Annotated in this window: 15 protein-coding genes; 7 read left to right on the forward strand and 8 right to left on the reverse strand. The window is 54.1% G+C overall.

The window, feature by feature from the left end; all coding sequences use genetic code 11:
• Positions 1–15: 15 nt before the first annotated feature.
• Complete coding sequence (locus tag ABLW18_RS01370) at positions 16–579, reverse strand: DUF4131 domain-containing protein (protein ID WP_347823091.1); 564 nt, start codon at positions 577–579, stop codon at positions 16–18.
• Between the two features lie 132 nt (positions 580–711).
• Here ABLW18_RS01370 and gltX point away from each other — a divergent pair, with 132 nt between their 5' ends.
• Complete coding sequence (gltX, locus tag ABLW18_RS01375) at positions 712–2112, forward strand: glutamate--tRNA ligase (protein WP_347823092.1); 1401 nt, start codon at positions 712–714, stop codon at positions 2110–2112.
• 44 nt (positions 2113–2156) lie between these two features.
• Positions 2157–3455 (forward strand): citrate synthase, encoded by a 1299-nt coding sequence (locus ABLW18_RS01380; protein ID WP_347823093.1) that lies wholly within the window; start codon positions 2157–2159, stop codon positions 3453–3455.
• Positions 3456–3603: 148 nt separating this feature from the next.
• On the opposite strand, the gene ABLW18_RS01385 is transcribed toward ABLW18_RS01380, so the two are convergent.
• The 7 genes from ABLW18_RS01385 to ABLW18_RS01415 form a co-directional block, all read right to left on the reverse strand.
• Positions 3604–4380, reverse strand: coding sequence for an enoyl-CoA hydratase-related protein (locus ABLW18_RS01385; RefSeq protein WP_347823094.1), 777 nt, complete (start codon positions 4378–4380; stop codon positions 3604–3606).
• Positions 4381–4421: 41 nt separating this feature from the next.
• A complete protein-coding gene (locus ABLW18_RS01390; RefSeq protein ID WP_347823095.1) occupies positions 4422–4874 on the reverse strand; it encodes a cytochrome c-type biogenesis protein in 453 nt (150 codons plus the stop codon).
• The gene (locus tag ABLW18_RS01395) at positions 4871–6832 is read right to left on the reverse strand and encodes a heme lyase CcmF/NrfE family subunit (protein WP_347823096.1); all 1962 of its coding nucleotides are present in this window, start codon (positions 6830–6832) and stop codon (positions 4871–4873) included. The genes ABLW18_RS01390 and ABLW18_RS01395 overlap by 4 nt, the downstream gene beginning before the upstream one ends.
• 105 nt (positions 6833–6937) lie before the next feature.
• Positions 6938–7390, reverse strand: a complete 453-nt coding sequence (gene ccmE / locus ABLW18_RS01400; protein ID WP_347823097.1) for a cytochrome c maturation protein CcmE — start codon at positions 7388–7390, stop codon at positions 6938–6940.
• Complete coding sequence (argC, locus tag ABLW18_RS01405; RefSeq protein WP_347823098.1) at positions 7390–8418, reverse strand: N-acetyl-gamma-glutamyl-phosphate reductase; 1029 nt, start codon at positions 8416–8418, stop codon at positions 7390–7392. The genes ccmE and argC overlap by 1 nt, the downstream gene beginning before the upstream one ends.
• A 71-nt stretch (positions 8419–8489) precedes the next feature.
• Positions 8490–9302: a glutamate racemase gene (gene murI, locus ABLW18_RS01410; RefSeq protein WP_347823099.1), complete on the reverse strand. Its 813-nt coding sequence runs from the start codon at positions 9300–9302 to the stop codon at positions 8490–8492.
• 90 nt (positions 9303–9392) lie between these two features.
• Positions 9393–12776 carry an indolepyruvate ferredoxin oxidoreductase family protein gene (locus ABLW18_RS01415; protein WP_347823100.1) on the reverse strand — a complete coding sequence of 1128 codons (3384 nt, stop codon included), beginning with the start codon at positions 12774–12776 and terminating at the stop codon, positions 9393–9395.
• Positions 12777–12904: 128 nt separating this feature from the next.
• On the opposite strand from ABLW18_RS01415, the gene ABLW18_RS01420 reads away from it, so the two are divergent.
• The 5 genes from ABLW18_RS01420 to grxD all read left to right on the forward strand — a co-directional run bounded on the left by ABLW18_RS01420 (position 12905) and on the right by grxD (position 17183).
• A complete protein-coding gene (locus ABLW18_RS01420) occupies positions 12905–13813 on the forward strand; it encodes a LysR family transcriptional regulator (RefSeq protein ID WP_347823101.1) in 909 nt (302 codons plus the stop codon).
• Positions 13814–14110: 297 nt separating this feature from the next.
• Positions 14111–16270 carry a phosphoribosylformylglycinamidine synthase subunit PurL gene (gene purL, locus ABLW18_RS01425; protein WP_347823102.1) on the forward strand — a complete coding sequence of 720 codons (2160 nt, stop codon included), beginning with the start codon at positions 14111–14113 and terminating at the stop codon, positions 16268–16270.
• Positions 16271–16323: 53 nt separating this feature from the next.
• Complete coding sequence (locus ABLW18_RS01430; protein ID WP_347823103.1) at positions 16324–16566, forward strand: BolA/IbaG family iron-sulfur metabolism protein; 243 nt, start codon at positions 16324–16326, stop codon at positions 16564–16566.
• Between the two features lies 1 nt (position 16567).
• Positions 16568–16828, forward strand: coding sequence for a hypothetical protein (locus ABLW18_RS01435; RefSeq protein WP_347823104.1), 261 nt, complete (start codon positions 16568–16570; stop codon positions 16826–16828).
• Positions 16818–17183 (forward strand): Grx4 family monothiol glutaredoxin, encoded by a 366-nt coding sequence (gene grxD, locus ABLW18_RS01440; protein ID WP_347823105.1) that lies wholly within the window; start codon positions 16818–16820, stop codon positions 17181–17183. Before ABLW18_RS01435 ends, grxD begins: the two co-directional genes overlap by 11 nt.
• Positions 17184–17199 lie beyond the last annotated feature (16 nt).

Raw genomic sequence — 17199 nt, forward strand, 5'->3', positions numbered from 1 at the left:
ACCGATCTTCTGACGCTATTTTTGAACTGTGAGCCCATCGCGATCCGCCGGTGCTGCGCGCCAAGTCATAATGGCGCTGCGCGTGTAGCCTACGGCGCCCAATTGCGCAAACCAAGCCTGTTTTTGAAAATCATAGCCATAGGGCTCCGCAGGCCCAGGCGGCGGCGATAGATGCGCCGCCAGTAGCACAGGTGCCATTCCATGCAGAGCCACGCGTATACGCAGCGGCGTAACCTGTCGCGGCAAAGTCTCCAGCACCAACTCATCCAAAGTGAGGCGCGGCCTTTCAGACAGGCTGCGGTCAATGCTGATGACCCGCCCTTGCACCGCAACATAAAATCGGTCCGACAGCACGGGACCAAAGACCGCATGTGCCCTATATTGGCACCAAGAAAAGCCCGCTGCGACCGCGTCGATCACGATTAAAAACCGCGCGATCCCGTCGCGAAATCGGATTGCAAGAATAACACTAAGGCCGGCAACAAGGCTGCTGGCCAAGAAAACCAATGCTCCAGGCTCGTGGAATATTCCGAAATAGGCTGCGATTCCCAAGCCAAAGCCGAAGGCGGTCCAACGCATGAGGTTTTGCGCCTGCGCTTGCAACGCAGGCTCCCCCGCTGCCCATATTCAAGACCAATGCCGCACTTGTCCTCTCTGTGGATGCGCCTTAGGTACAGTCTGCGCCCTTTTCCTTTGCGAAAGATAAACACCATGTCAGACACTAAAATCGTTACCCGTTTTGCCCCCTCCCCGACCGGAACATTGCATATCGGCTCGGCGCGCACGGCCCTGTTCAACTGGCTCTTCGCTCGGCGTCATGGCGGACAGTTTTTGCTGCGGGTTGAGGATACAGATAAGGAGCGCTCAACCGAGGCCTCCACTCAGGCGATTTACCGAGGTCTGGCATGGCTTGGGCTTGACTTCGATGGGGTGCCCGTCAGTCAAGCGGCCAATGCGGCGCGCCATGCAGAGGTGGCAAAGGAAATGCTGGCAGGAGGGCACGCCTATAAGTGCTTCGCCACACAAGAGGAAATTGCCGCCTTCCGAGAAGCGGCGCAAGCGGAGAAACGCTCGACCCTGTTTCGCTCCCCCTGGCGCGATGTCGCAGAGGCCGATCACCCGGACGCGCCCTATGTGGTGCGGCTCAAAGCCCCGCGCGAGGGGCAGACGATCATCATGGACCAGGTGCAGGGCGATGTTGTCATTCGCAACGATCAGCTTGATGACATGGTTCTGCTGCGTTCCGATGGCAGCCCTGTTTATATGCTCGCCGTCGTGGTGGATGACCATGATATGGGAGTTACCCATGTCATACGTGGCGATGATCATCTGAACAATGCAGCGCGGCAAATTCAGATCTACCGGGCCATGGGCTGGGAGCTTCCGACCTATGCGCATATCCCGCTCATTCATGGGCCAGACGGAAAGAAAATGTCCAAGCGCCACGGGGCGACTGGGGTCGAGGAATATCAAGCGCTTGGCTACAGCGCGGCCGGAATGCGCAATTATCTGGCGCGTTTAGGCTGGAGCCACGGGGATGATGAGTTTTTCACCGATTCCCAAGCGCAATCTTGGTTTGACCTTGAGCATATTGGCAAATCGCCTGCACGGTTTGACTTCAAAAAATTAGCAAATATTTCGGGCCAACACATCGCGCAAACCGATGATGCTGCGTTGCTGCATGAACTGGAGGGATATCTGGCAGCAACCGATGCTGCCCCCTTAAATGATGCCCAAAAATCACTCTTTATGTCCGGCGCATACTGCGCCAAGGAACGCGCGAAAACAATGGCAGAACTTTTTGATAAATCTTTATTTATGTTTCAGTTTCGCCCTTTGGATCAGGAGGCAAAGGCCGTTCAGGTGCTTGACTCAGTATCCATTGGTATACTGAATCAATTGACGCCGCAGTTGCGAAATGCTATCTGGACGCGAGAAGAACTGGAAGCCTTGGTTGAACGCCTTGCACTGTCCCATGAGACCAAAATGGGCAAGTTGGCAGCCCCGCTTCGGGCGGCACTTTCAGGACGCGTTACCTCGCCGAGTGTATTTGATATGATGCTTGTGTTGGGCCGAGATGAAACCATAGCACGGCTAACCGATATAAGTTAAGCGGGCTCCGCGTGACCATGCTGAATTGGGAAGATGAGACTAATATGACAGAAGACGTACAAAAAACTGCCAAATTAACCCTGGATGGGACCACTTATGACCTGCCAGTCATGTCACCGACAGCCGGACCGGATGTGATTGATATTCGAAAACTCTATGCGCAGGCTAATGTCTTCACCTATGACCCCGGCTTTACCTCGACCGCCGCTTGCGACTCGACCATTACCTTCATTGATGGCGAGGCCGGTGAATTACTGCATCGCGGCTATCCCATCGACCAGCTCGCCTCGCAAAGTCATTATTTGGAAGTGTGCTTTTTGCTGCTCAACGGTCACTTGCCCAATGCAACCGAGCTCGAGGAATTTGAAAGCCTGGTGACAAATCACACCATGCTGCACGAACAGATGGTCAATTTCTTCCGCGGGTTCCGCCGCGATGCTCATCCAATGGCCATTATGACCGGTGTTGTCGGGGCCATGTCTGCATTCTACCATGACTCAACAGATATCACCGACCAGCACCAGCGCGAGGTCGCCTCCATTCGTTTGATCGCAAAAATGCCAACGATCGCGGCCATGGCTTATAAATACACAGTCGGGCAGCCCTTCGTCTATCCGCGGAATGATGTGGACTATGCCTCAAACTTCCTGCGCATGTGCTTTGCGGTGCCTGCCGAAGACTATGAGGTAAACCCAATCTTGTCCCGAGCAATGGACCGGATATTCACGCTTCACGCAGATCATGAGCAAAACGCGTCCACCTCTACGGTTCGCCTTGCCTCGTCCTCTGGCGCCAATCCATTTGCTTGCATTGCCGCGGGAATTGCCTGTCTTTGGGGTCCGGCACATGGCGGTGCAAACCAAGCCTGCCTTGAAATGCTCAATAAAATTGGCACTGTGGATCGCATTCCAGAGTTTATTGCCCGCGCGAAAGACAAAAAAGATCCTTTCCGTCTTATGGGCTTTGGACACCGGGTCTACAAAAACATCGATCCGCGCGCCACGGTTCTTAAAGAATCAGCAGATGAGGTTCTGGAGCTTTTGGGGGTTGAAAATAACCCCATCTTGCAAGTGGCCAAAGAGTTGGAAAAAGCAGCCCTAGCCGATCCCTATTTTGCAGAGAAAAAACTCTTCCCCAATGTTGATTTCTACTCAGGCATTATCTTGGAGGCCTTGGGCTTTCCAACCTCAATGTTCACACCGATCTTCGCCCTGTCTCGGACCGTCGGATGGATTTCTCAGTGGACAGAAATGATCTCAGATCCAACAATGAAAATTGGCCGCCCGCGCCAGCTGTATTGCGGCAATACTGTGCGGGATTATGTTGATATCGAAAATCGCTAGAACAAAAGTTCTCTATCCCTATTCCCACAAGGTGCCACTTCGGTACCCGGGAATGGGGATTTGACCGGCGGCTTTCGCAGAAATGCTTGGGGCCAATTTTCTGGACTGCCGCTATCTCACCTACAAATTATGTCTCACTGAGGCCGGTTCACCGACCTTCAAATTTTGCAGTGCGTTTATCGAGGAAGGCAGTTACACCCTCTTTGAAATCGCGTGTGCGGCCACAGGCGCCTTGCAAGCGCGCTTCCAGCTCAAGCTGGTCTTCCTCGGAATTGGAAAAGCTCTGTCGAATTGCCGTTTTTACATGTCCATAGGTCTCCGTGGGACCTGCGGCCAAATGCGCGGCTCGGGCCTGCCATTGGGCTGCAAATTTTTCATTGGCGACAGATTCCCAGATCATTCCCATCTCACTTGCCTGCTGGGCGGAAATTTTATCGGCAAAAAGCGCGGCGCCCATGGCCTTGGCCAGTCCCATTTGCCGCGGCAAAAGATAGGTGCCGCCCGCATCAGGAATGAGACCGATACGCGTGAAGGCCTGCACAAAATATGCCGATTGTGCCGCAATCACGACATCCGCTGCGAGCGCCAAGTTGGCCCCTGCCCCGGCGGCCGGACCATTGACCGCTGAAATGGTCGGAACAGGACATTCCGTAATGGCTTTAAGCATCGGCACGTATTCATCTTTCAATGTGCGCTCGAGATCAATATCTGCAAAATTTCCCTCAGCGCCCAAGTCCTGTCCCGAACAGAACGCCCGGCCCGAGCCGGTGAGGACCACCACCCGCGCAGCCTGACCGGCCTGGCGCATGGCATGCGTTATTTCAGCGCGCATCTGTGTATTGAGCGCATTCATCACCGAGGGGCGATTAAGCGTGATCACGGCAACATCACGATCGATAGCGTAGGTGAGTGTTTCATAAATCATGATAACATCCTATGTTTTCGGCGCCTTGCGCCCTGCCCCAATCAAGATGAAAGGAGTTTTTCTATTTCTTTCTCTTCGTCTTCTGTCAACTGATCGATGGTCTCGTTGCGTTTGCTGCGCCGCTGTACGGCAATTAATCCTGCCAGTGAGACGAAAAACAAAGCTGGACCCGCCAACCAAAGCACGAGGTTAGTACCCAGCCCATTGGGCCGCAGCAAAACATATTCCCCATATCGCGCAACAACATAGTCCATAACCTCTGTGTCGCTATCACCTTCCAACAAGCGGGCGCGCACCAATAACCTGAGATCTCTGGCAATGCCGGCGTTGGATTCATCAATGCTCTCGTTGCGGCATTGTAAACAGCGAAGTCCTTGCGAAATTAATCGGGCTCTATCTTCCAAAATTGGATCCGATAAAATTTCATCGGGCTCCACGGCCGCTGAAATACCTGCCCAAACGATCAAGAACACGACAGCGAGAACCTGCCTCATGGCAGTGCCACCCGGCCTGGGTCGCGAGCAGCGCCAGGTGCCAAGCGGTAGCGCCGATCAAACAAGCTCAAAAAGCCACCCAAAGCCATAATGATAGCCCCAGTCCAGATCCAATTGGCCAAGGGTTTTATAAAAATCCGTACGGCATAACCACCCTCAGCTTGCGCATCTCCAACAACCACATAAACGTCGCGCCATACTCCGCTATCAATACCTGCCTCCGTCGTTGGCATCTCTGCCACTGGATAGTATCGCCGCTCCGGATGCAGCATTGCGATAGGGTTGCCTTGCTTGGACAGGGCGACATCAGCCATCGTGGTCAGGTAATTCGGTCCGCGCCGATCCTCGACAGCCTCCAATGTGATGGTGAAGCCCGCAACCTCAGCAGATTGGCCAATCTCGAGAACGCGAATATCTTCAACCTGCCATGCGGTAATGCCAGCCACGCCAAAGATGGTGATGCCAAGCCCCGCGTGAGCTATTGCCTTGCCCCAATCGGCCAAAGGAAGCCGCAGCAACCGGCGCGCTTTGCCCGCGCCCCGTCCACAGCGTTGATAAAGCTCAATCGCCACGCCCATGACCAGCCAAACACCAAGGCCCAGCCCAACCGGACCTATCAAAGAGCGTCCGGTTTGCATGGCCCATGCCAGCCCAAAAATCGCTAAACATAAAAGTGCCACAGGCCAAAGCCGGGTGATATGCACCCTGCGCGCCCGCTTCCAAGGCAGGGTTGATCCAATCGGCAAGATCACCGCCAAACCCACCATAAAGGGTGTGAAGGCCAGATCAAAAAACGGCGGACCAACGGAGAGCTTACGGTCCATTAATAATTCGGCCACCAAAGGCCAGACCGTGCCAACAAAAACCACAAAGCAGCTAATCGCCAATAGCAAATTATTGGCGATTAAAGCGCTTTCACGGCTGACCGGCGCGAAGATCCCCCGACTATCCATGGCCTTTGCGCGCAGAGCAAATAGCAGCAATGCCCCACCGAAAAACACGGCCAAAATCATCAAGATGAACACACCTCGCTCCGGATCATTGGCAAAAGCATGCACAGAAGTCAGAACGCCCGAACGCACAATGAACGTGCCAATCAGTGAAAAGCCAAAGGCCAAGATTGCCAATAGAATCGTCCACGTCTTCAGCGTATCGCGTTTTTCAACCACAATGGCTGAATGAAGCAAGGCTGATGAAATCAGCCAAGGCATGAAACTTGCGTTCTCCACAGGATCCCAAAACCAAAATCCGCCCCAACCAAGCTCATAATAGGCCCACCAGCTGCCAAGACCTATGCCAATGGTCAGAAAAATCCACGCCGCCAAGGTCCAAGGCCGCACCCAACGTCCCCAAGCCGAATCCACCTTGCCTTCCAGCAGCGCCGCAATGGCAAAAGAGAAGGTGATCGAAAGGCCGACATATCCGAGATATAGAAACGGCGGGTGAAAGGCCAAACCGGGATCTTGCAGCAATGGATTTAGCCCCTGCCCGTTAAAGGGCGGAAAAGCCACCCGTGTGAATGGATTGGATGTCAGTAAGACAAAGGCCAGAAAGGCCGTGGTTATGGCGCTTTGCACGCCCAAAACCCGCGCCAAAAGGCTTTGCGGAAGGCGGCGGCCAAAAATGGCGGCGCAAGCGGCAAAAAATGTTAAGATTAAAATCCAAAGCAGCAGTGAGCCTTCATGATTGCCCCAAACCCCAGCGATTTTATAAATCATCGGCTTGAGCGTATGAGAGTTGAGCACCACTAACCGCAAGGAAAAATCCGATTTCACAAATGCGAGCGTGAGCACCCCGAACGCAAAAGCGACCAACAAAAATTGCAATGTGGCGAAAACAGAGGCCAACTGCATCCAGCTGCTGCGGCGCAATGTAGCCCCCAGAAGCGGAATGATTGTCCCAAGCACCGCAAAACCAAGCGCGATGTTCAGACTGAAATGAGCGAGTTCATTAAGCATAGGTTTGGTATAGTGGCTCAAACGCGCTTGGCAAGAAACTCCGCTCCGATTTGACGGCGCAAATGGTCACAACCCCAGCGCCGAGCACCGTCAGCCAGCTTTGGATCAAGACCCTTCGCCACCTTGATAAACGCCTTGCTCTTTCAAAGCGTCGATGACCTCTTTGGGCATATAGGTTTCATCATGCTTTGCCAAAATTTCTGTGGCTTCAAATAGGCCATCTGCAAACCTCCCCGTGGCGATGGTGCCCTGCCCCTCCTCAAAGAGATCCGGAGGCAGGTCGGTGCCAATATATTTCACGGCCACGGTGTTGGCGCCATCCGTTATGTCGAAATAAAAATGCACACCCTCGCCTTTGCGAATGCTGCCTTGCGCAACCAAACCGCCTAGACGAAATACTTCCCCCGGCGCCGGGGCGGCTTCGGCCACCTGTGTGGGCGAGCGAAACAGGTTGATCCCGTCGCGCAGTGCAAAGCCGATCAACCCGGTCGCGCCCACTAAACAGACCAGCGCCAGTACAATCACTTGGATGCGCCGTTGTTTCTTGAGGCCGCGCATTATGGAAACACCGGTGGCATCATCAGAGCAGTTGTCTCGTCACACCCAAGCATGAGATTGGCGTTTTGCAGCGCTTGACCGGAGGAGCCTTTGGTCAAATTGTCCAAGGCAGCCAATACGACAACCCGACCAGAGATCCGATCTTCGACCACGCCTAAATGGCAAAAGTTAGATCCCCTGACATGACGCGTGCTGGGATGGGTGCCCATGGGCAGCAGCTGCACAAAAGGCTCAGCAGAATAGGCCGCCTCCAGGGCGCCATAAATTGCATCCGCCCTGCCCTGCACATAGACCGTCGCCAATATACCGCGGTTGGTTGGCATCAAATGCGGTGTGAACTGCACAGACACTGGCCGGCCAGCCAATGCGGAAAATTCTTGATCAAATTCCGCCAAATGTCGATGCTGACCGCCCACCGCATAGGCATGAAAACCTTCAGAAAGCTCTGCATGCAGCAGATTTTCTTTCGCTGAACGTCCAGCGCCAGAGACCCCGGTTTTGAGGTCAATAATAATCTGATCGAGATCAATCACACCAGCCGCGATCAAAGGGCGCAATGCAAACTGTCCCGTTGCGGCATTACAGCCCGTACCTGCCACCAACCGCGCTTTAGAAATTTCAGCACGATAAAACTCTGTAAGCCCATATACGGCACTCTTTTGCAAATCTGGCGCGTCATGGGGCTTGCCATACCATTTGCTGTAGACATCAGAGTCATTGATGCGAAAATCTGCCGAGAGATCAACGACCTTCACATGAGCTGGCAGCTTGCGAATGACAGACTGCGATGTGGCATGCGGCAAAGCGCAAAACACCAAATTGGCATTGCTCATGTCAATCTCGTCGATTTTTTGCAGGAGTGGCAAAGACAAATGCGACAGATGTGGAAAGACGTCACGCATCGCGAGGCCAGCCTTCCGATCCGCGGACAATGCAACAATCTCCATTTGCGGATGCAATGCAATCAGGCGCACAAGCTCCGCACCGGTGTAGCCGCTCGCGCCAAGAATGATAATCCGATGTGACATTGCAAAATCCCCTGTTCTCCATCGGATATGGAACGAATGCCGGCGATTTTCAAGCCACCTTTGCGCCGCACCTAGCCCGCTTCAAACTGCATCGGGCGTTTGAGAAACTGCGTGGCGCGTTGGGAGACTTTGACCGGATTCCCAGTTGTTAAAAATTTGCTGGCTGTGGCCGCGCCCAATTTGTCTTGATGGCGCTGCAAATAATCTTCTAAGCTTTGCGCAACCAAATCCGCCTGTGAGAAAATCTTAACCTCCGGCCCAAGCGCTTGTTGAAACGCATCATGCATCAAAGGGTAATGGGTGCATCCCAAAATGGCGGCTTGCGGATGTGGCATTTTGCGGTGCAGCGCGTCCACATGGCTTTGCACCAAAGCTTCGGCAAGAATGAAATCACCATCTTCAATAGCATCCACCACGCCGCCACAGGCCTGTGCTTCCACATCCACCCCAATGGCGCGAAACGCCAATTCGCGCTGAAAGGCTCGGCTCGACACGGTGGCGGGCGTCGCAAAAAGTGCCACATGTTCCACCGCAACTTGGCGGGGCGGAGAGTTGTCGCCCCAGTGTCGCTCAGTCAGCGCTTCGATCATTGGCACGAAGACTCCGAGCACCCGTTTGTCGTCTGACACCCAATGTTCCTGCATCCGGCGCAATGCGGCAGCCGAGGCCGTGTTACAGGCCAAAATCACCAAATCACACCCGTGATCAAAGAGAATTTGCACCGATTGGGTCGTGCAACGGTAAATATCATCCACATCGCGCACGCCATAGGGCGCATGCTTATGATCGCCAAGATAGACTATATCCAAATCAGGCATCTGTTTGTGGATGGCGTCATAAACCGTCAACCCACCCAAACCGCTATCAAAAATTCCGATTGCCATGCTCAAATTTTCCGTATCTCACCCACTGCACTGTCACAAGCATAGCTTAAGGCACCTGACTTGACCATTCCTATGCCTCAAAACAGCAGCTTAGGCGGCAGAACGCTCAGTGTCACGGCCCGCTGTCAGCTGATCGAGCAACTCCTTCCAGCGCCGCTGCATAGACTGCGCATTGGCCAGTTTGACTGGACCAAAACCGCGGATATTCTGCGGCAAACCTAAAAGTTCGCGCCAAATGTCCAGCTGAGCCGGCTCGTATTCTAGCAGCATCCGCGCGACCAAGATCTCAAAATCTTTTATCAATTGCCGCTCCATGCGCCGCTCAGCACTGTATCCGAACGGATCGAATGGGGTTTCTCGCAAAAACTTTAGACGCGCCAACCCTCGGCTTACAGGGTCAAACCAAGCCCCAAAGCTGCGCTTTTGCGGCCGACCGTCCGGGCCTTTATGCGCCAAAAGCGGTGGAGCCAAATGATATGAAATTTCGTAATCTCCCTCAAATCGCTCTGCAACCTGTGTCTTGGTAGCCAGAAGCAAACGCGCAACTTCATATTCATCTTTGTAACACAGCAGCTTGTGATAGGACTGCAAGGCCACTTCTAGCAATCCTGCCTCTACCCCCGCAAGTTTGCTCCGCATGGCCTCATAGCGCGGCAAACGACCCGTACCATAGGCATGCAACCCCGCCAGTCGGGCTGCCTCTGGATCTTGAACCGGCGCTTCTGCTCGGGCAAATTTCATTTCTAAATCAGCATCAACCATGGCCCAACGCCCCAGCGCGAAGGCCTGCTGATTCTGGGTTACTTTCACACCATTCAGCGCGATCGCCTCAAGCAAAGCCTCTTGAGTGAGCGGAAGCAATCCTTGCTGATAGGCCGCGCCAAGCAAAATCATATTGGCATAGACCGTGTCACCCAAAGCTGTTTCTGCCAAGAGGGTCGCATTGAATAGCCGCGCGCGCTCGTGCAATCTTGCAGTGAGCGCTAAGTGCAAATCAGCGCCCGGAATTGCAAAACCGGTATCGCGGGTGAATTCCCCTGTTATTATTTCGTGCCGATTGACTACAGCGCCGCCTGTAGGTGCCATTAGGCCCAGAGTGTTGCCCTGGGCCGAGACAACAAGGTCACCGCCGATCAACGCATCGCATTCCCCTAAAGCCACGCGAATTGCGGAAATATCTTCCGGTGTCTCACCGATGCGGCAGTGAATATGCACCGCACCGCCCTTTTGAGCCAGACCAGCCATTTCCATGACCCCGGCCGCCTTGCCATCCAAATGCGCTGCCATCGCTAGAAGCGCACCGATGGTCACCACCCCAGTGCCGCCCACGCCAGTAACGACGATATTATGTGTGCCTTTAAGCGTGCAAAGCTCCGGAGCAGGCACCTCCGGAATCGACAACACCTGAGCCAGTGGACGGCGCAGCTGCCCGCCGCGCACGGTGGCAAAAGAGGGACAAAACCCATTTATACAGCTGAAATCCTTGTTGCAGCTGGACTGATCGATCTGCCTTTTTCGCCCCAATGGGGTCTCGAGGGGCAGCAAAGAGACGCAATTGGATTGCACCCCACAATCACCGCAGCCTTCGCAGACATCTGGATTGATAAACAAGCGCTGATCTGGATCGGGAAAGGCCCCCCGTTTGCGTCGGCGCCGCTTCTCAGCCGCGCAGGTTTGCACATAGACAATAACGGAAACGCCAGACAATTGCCGAAAGCCCTCTTGCACTGCATTAAGCTGCGCACGCGGATGTATTTGAATGCCAGCTGGAAAATCTGCCGGAGAGATGTCTTCTTTTTCGTCATAAACCACAGCAAGGTTTTTCACCCCGATCCCGCGCATCTCTTGCACGATCCGCGCCGCATCCAATCCCCCATCATTGTTTTGTCCGCCTGTCATCGCTACGGCGTCGTTGAACAAAATTTTGTAAGTCATGGTCGTGCCAGCGGCGACCGCTGCGCGAATGGCTTGAATGCCTGAGTGGTTGTAGGTCCCATCGCCAATATTTTGGAACACATGTGACCGGGTGGAAAACAGCGACTCGCCGATCCAGTTGGCCCCCTCTCCGCCCATTTGTGTGAAACCCAAAGTCTGCCGATCCATCCATTGCACCATGTAGTGACAGCCAATACCGGAATAGGCGCGGCTGCCTTCGGGAATTTTGGTTGAGCTGCTGTGGGGGCACCCAGAGCAGAAATATGGCACGCGACTGGCCAAAGTGGGCCCGTTATTCGCAGTATGCGCCGCGTCAATTCGCTCCAAGGCACCTGTTAGGCGAGCCGAGCCGCAACCCTCAGTAATCAATATGTGACCTAATTTTTGTGCAATCACTATCGGATCGAGCGCGTAGCTATCGGCAAAGAGCAAGGCACCTTGCGCATCTTGCCCCCCAAACACCCGGCGGCTGCCTTTTTGGTTGAAGAGTGCCTCTTTGATCTGGCCCTCAATCAATTTGCGTTTCTCTTCCACAACAACAATGCAGTCCAAACCTTCCGCCCATTCGGCAAAAGATTGCATATCAAGTGGCCAGGTCATGGCGACTTTATAGGTTGTCACGCCGTGGCGCACGGCCGCCTGCTTATCAATGCCGAGCACCTGCATAGCATGGGCCAAATCGAGCCAATTTTTCCCAGCAGCGACAAAGCCAATTTTTGCGCCAGCCTGTCCCAATACCCGCTTATCCATGCGATTAGCGCGCGCATAGGCTTGTACTGCGCGACGCTTGTGGTGAATGATCCGCGCCTCTTGTTCCTGCGGCGTATCTATGAGGCGAATGTTCAAGCCACCATCGGGCATGTCGAACTCTGGCGTGACAAATTGCAACCGCTGAGGATCGCCATTGACCACAGAGGTCACTTCAATCGTGTCTTTGATGCATTTCAGCCCAGCCCAAACCCCGGCAAAGCGTGACAGGGCAAAGCCGAAGAGCCCGTAATCAATCACCTCCTGCACGCCCGCAGGCGACAGCACCGGCATGAAGCTGTCCATCATGGTCCATTCGGACTGGTGCAAAGTGGTCGAACTTTCTCCTGTGTGGTCATCCCCAAGTGCTGCCACGACCCCGCCAAGGCGGGAGGTCCCAGCCATATTTGCATGGCGAAAGACATCACCGGAACGGTCCACGCCTGGCCCTTTGCCATACCAAAGTCCAAACACACCCTGAAATTTGCCTTCACCGCGCAACTCGGCTTGCTGGCTGCCCCAAAGGGCCGTTGCCGCCAAATCCTCATTCAACCCTTCTTGAAAACGCACCTGCGCTTTTTCAAGCTCCGCCGATGCGCGCGTCATTTGAAAATCAACTGCGCCGAGCGGCGATCCGCGATAGCCCGTGACATAGCCCGCTGTGTTATGTCCCGCCGCTCGATCTCGCGCTGATTGCATCAACATCATCCGCACCAAAGCCTGGGTGCCGTTCAACAAGACTTGTTTTTTGGTCAAGTCATATCTGTCAGCGAGTGAAACATCGTGCTGCATGGTCTGCGGCCTCCTGGAATGCATAATCAACTGTTAGGTCAAAAACTATGACCTAACAACGAAAATTTCCGTGACCTAGTCTCAATTTGCATGTTATGGCAACCGTAAGCGATCAGAGAGGTGGGCCAGTGGACTGGGATAAATTGCGAATCTTCCATGCGGTTGCTGATGCCGGGTCGCTGACCCATGCAGGAGGGACTTTGCATCTTTCGCAATCAGCCGTGTCACGGCAAATCAGAGCGCTTGAGGAGTCGCTCGACGCGACATTGTTTCACCGACATGCACGCGGGTTGATACTCACAGAGCAGGGTGAGCTGTTATTTGAAGCCACGCGCGCCATGAGCAAACGCCTTGATGCCGCTTCAGCGCGTATTCGCGACAGTGAAGATCAAGTATTTGGCGCACTTCGCGTCACCACAACCACTGGTTTCGGCACCCTTTGGCTAGCGCCCCGCTTACCGCAGCTCTATGAAAAATACCCGGACCTCAATGTAGAGCTGATGCTTGAGGAAAGGGTATTGGACCTGCCGATGCGTGAGGCCGATGTCGCCATTCGCATGAAAGAGCCGAGCCAAGCAGATTTGATTCGAAAACGCCTGATGACGGTCGAAATGGGGCTTTACGCCAGTGAAGACTACCTCAAATCGCGCGGCACGCCGCAAGCTCTCGACGATATGGCCAATCATCGGTTGATTTGCCAAAATCCGAACGCGCCTCAAGTGGCGGTCAGTGCCGCATTGGTGCAGAATTTGATGGGGTATAGCCCAAAATCCACTTTGACCGTCAACAATTACTTCGGTGTCTTGCAAGGCGTGATCAACAACCTTGGGATAGGAATTTTGCCCAATTACGTCACCCATGATTTTCCAGATCTGGTGCGTGTTTTGCCTGAGCTTGAGAACACAGCAGTCCCCGTTTTTCTTGCTTATCCAGAAGAATTGCGCCACTCGCGCCGCATCGCGGCCTTTCGTGACTTTGTCCAAGATGAGATCATCGCCCGCCGTCGGGAAGAACGCGGCCTTGAAATACAAAAATAGCTATGCCCTGAGCGCATAGCGGCTTTGCGCTTACAGGCCTTGCAGGGATGCAATGGCGCTCCCAGATACACATTATGAGATCGGTGCACATCGGCGCGTCTCATCACCTCCCTGTTGGACTTTCGCCGGGCCATGTGCCCGGCTTTTTTTTGCTTGGCCCGCATGGCGGTTGCGCTGCCAATTTGCCAATTCAGCCATGCTTTTGCGCAAAAGCGGCATTTAATAGCTATTCCAACCTTCCCTCTGCTCGTTAATTTTCGTAACAGGGTGCAAATTTGCACCGTGGGGGATGACAACTTGCAAGATCCAGTGATAACGCCCGACCTCATAGCCGCCCATGGGCTGAGCCCAGACGAGTACGATGGTATTCTGGAAATCATAGGCCGGGATCCAAGCTTTACGGAAATGGGCATTTTCTCTGCCATGTGGAATGAGCATTGCTCCTACAAATCCTCAAAAAAATGGCTTCGCACTCTGCCCACGGAAGGACCACAGGTGATTTGCGGCCCGGGTGAGAATGCGGGTGTTGTTGATATTGGCGATGGGCAGGCTGTCATTTTCAAAATGGAAAGCCACAATCACCCAAGCTATATCGAACCCTACCAGGGTGCAGCCACCGGCGTTGGCGGTATTTTGCGTGATGTCTTTACAATGGGAGCGCGCCCAATTGCGGCGATGAACTCTTTATCCTTTGGCAGTCCCGATCATCCCAAAACCAAGTCCTTGGTCTCTGGTGTGGTGGCTGGTGTTGGCGGCTATGGCAATTGCTTCGGTGTACCGACCATCGGCGGCGAAGTGCGCTTTGATGCGGCATATAATGGCAATTGCCTGGTGAACGCCTTTGCCGCCGGGCTCGCAGATACGGATAAGATCTTTTATTCGGCTGCGTCTGGCGTCGGCATGCCTGTGGTTTATCTGGGGGCCAAAACCGGGCGCGACGGGGTCGGCGGCGCGACGATGGCCAGCGCTGAATTTGACGACACCATTGAAGACAAGCGCCCAACCGTGCAGGTTGGCGACCCCTTTACCGAAAAGCGCCTTATGGAAGCCACATTAGAGCTTATGGCAACTGGCGCTGTGATTTCCATCCAAGATATGGGTGCCGCGGGCCTGACCTGCTCTGCGGTCGAAATGGGTGACAAAGGCAATCTAGGTGTGCGGTTGGATCTTGAAAAAGTGCCAACGCGCGAGCTGAACATGACGGCCTATGAGATGATGCTATCTGAATCGCAAGAACGCATGCTCATGGTGCTTAAACCAGAGCTGGAAGAGCAAGCGAAGGCTGTCTTTGAAAAATGGGATCTGGATTTCGCCATCGTCGGCGAAACAATTGCGGAAGACCGCTTTTTGATCATGATGAACGGCGAAGTGAAAGCCGATCTGCCGCTCAAAGCCCTCTCCGGCAATGCGCCAGAATATGACCGCCCATGGGTTGAGATTCCGGCAGCTGACCCTCTGGGAGATGTGCCACAGATTGATCCGATTGACGGTCTAAAAATGCTTATATCCAGTGCGAATTACGCGTCCAAACAATGGGTATATGAACAATATGACAGCCAAGTTATGGCCGACAGTCTGCGGACGCCCGGCATGGGCTCGGGCATCGTGCGGGTTCATGGCACGCAAAAGGCTCTGGCCTTTACATCGGACGTGACGCCTCGCTATGTTGCGGCCAATCCGTTCGAAGGGGGCAAGCAAGCCGTGGCCGAGGCCTATCGCAACCTCTCAGCGGTCGGCGCCCTGCCCCTGGCCACCACCGACAATTTGAACTTTGGCAATCCTGAGAAACCAGAAATCATGGGGCAATTTGTCGGAGCGCTAAAGGGCATTGGCGCCGCTGTCGCCGCTCTTGATATGCCGATCGTCTCCGGCAATGTGTCCCTGTATAATGAGACCGACGGGTCCGGCATTCTGCCGACGCCAACCATCAGTGCCGTTGGCCTCATTGCGGATGCCGATGACGCCATTACAGGATTGGCCCGCGAAGGCCATATGGCGATCTTGATTGGTGAAACCATCGGTCATCTTGGGCAATCCGCCCTTTTGGCCGAGGTCTTTAACCGCGTGGAAGGTGATGCACCGCCTGTTGATCTGGAATCTGAAAAGAAACATGGCGAATTTATCCGCGCCAATTGCGCCTGGATTACCGCCTGTAGTGATCTGTCCGATGGAGGTCTAGCGCTGGCTGCTTTTGAGATGGCTGAGGCCGCAAATATCGGCGTTAGCCTGGATGCGGAAGGAACTGCGGAGCTCTTTGGTGAGGATCAAGCGCGCTATCTGGTGGCCTGCAACTTTGATCAGGCCGAAGCGCTTCTGGCTGCGGCTGGCAATCTTGGAGTTCCGGCCACCTGTGTTGGGCGTTTTGGCGGCACGCAGGTCAGCTTTGGCGCGCAACAGGCGGAGTTGTCGGAGCTCAGCACGATTTTTCGCAACAGTTTCGCAAATGCGGTCACTTGAAAAGAACAACGCTCGGCTCTACCTTCGAGTTATAGGAAGCGAGGAACTGCCCAATGGCCATGGCCGCACAAAATATTGAAGCGCTGATCAGGGAGACATTTCCAGAGGCGCAGATCACGATCACAGATCTGGCTGGGGACGGCAATCACTACGCCGCTGAGGTGACCGATGCCAGCTTCGCAGGAAAAAATAGGGTGCAACAGCATCGCGCTGTTTACGCCGCGTTGAAAGGCAAAATGGACGGGGCGCATGGGGAGTTGCATGCGCTGGCGCTGACCACAAAGGCACCGAGCTGATATGTTTAACTGGGGTCTCATTGCATATCTTTCCCTTGCTATACTGATCCTGTTGTTTTTCAGGGCCTTTTGGGTGGTCCGGCACGAAAAAGACCAAGGCCGCGGTTCCTTGCCCGGTCAGGGAGATCACGAGGTTCGAGCGGACTATTTTTCCGGCGGTGCCGGAGGTGGACATTCGGGCAGTTTTCGGGTTCCAAAAGACCCACAGAAATACGCACAGCAATTTGTGCCCAAAGACAGAAAGCCAAAAGATGAGCGCTGAAGATCAAATCCGCGAAACAGTGACATCCAATGATGTTGTGCTGTTCATGAAAGGCACCGCCTCTATGCCGCAATGCGGCTTCTCAAGCCAGATTGCTGGTATCTTGAACTACATGGGTGTGGCATATCAGGACGTGAATGTTCTGGCCGATGATGCCATTCGCCAGGGAATCAAAGATTACTCCGATTGGCCCACTATTCCACAGCTCTACGTGAAAGGTGAGTTCATCGGCGGTTGCGATATTGTCCGCGACATGACCCTATCGGGGGAATTGGATGGGCTCTTGGCAGAAAATAATGTCAGTTACAATCAAGATGCCGCCAATGAAATTCGCAAGGCAAACGCACCTGACTAATTATACCAGGCTCGAC

It is taken from the genome of uncultured Planktomarina sp. (assembly GCA_943788425.1).
Taxonomy (GTDB): domain Bacteria; phylum Pseudomonadota; class Alphaproteobacteria; order Rhodobacterales; family Rhodobacteraceae; genus Planktomarina.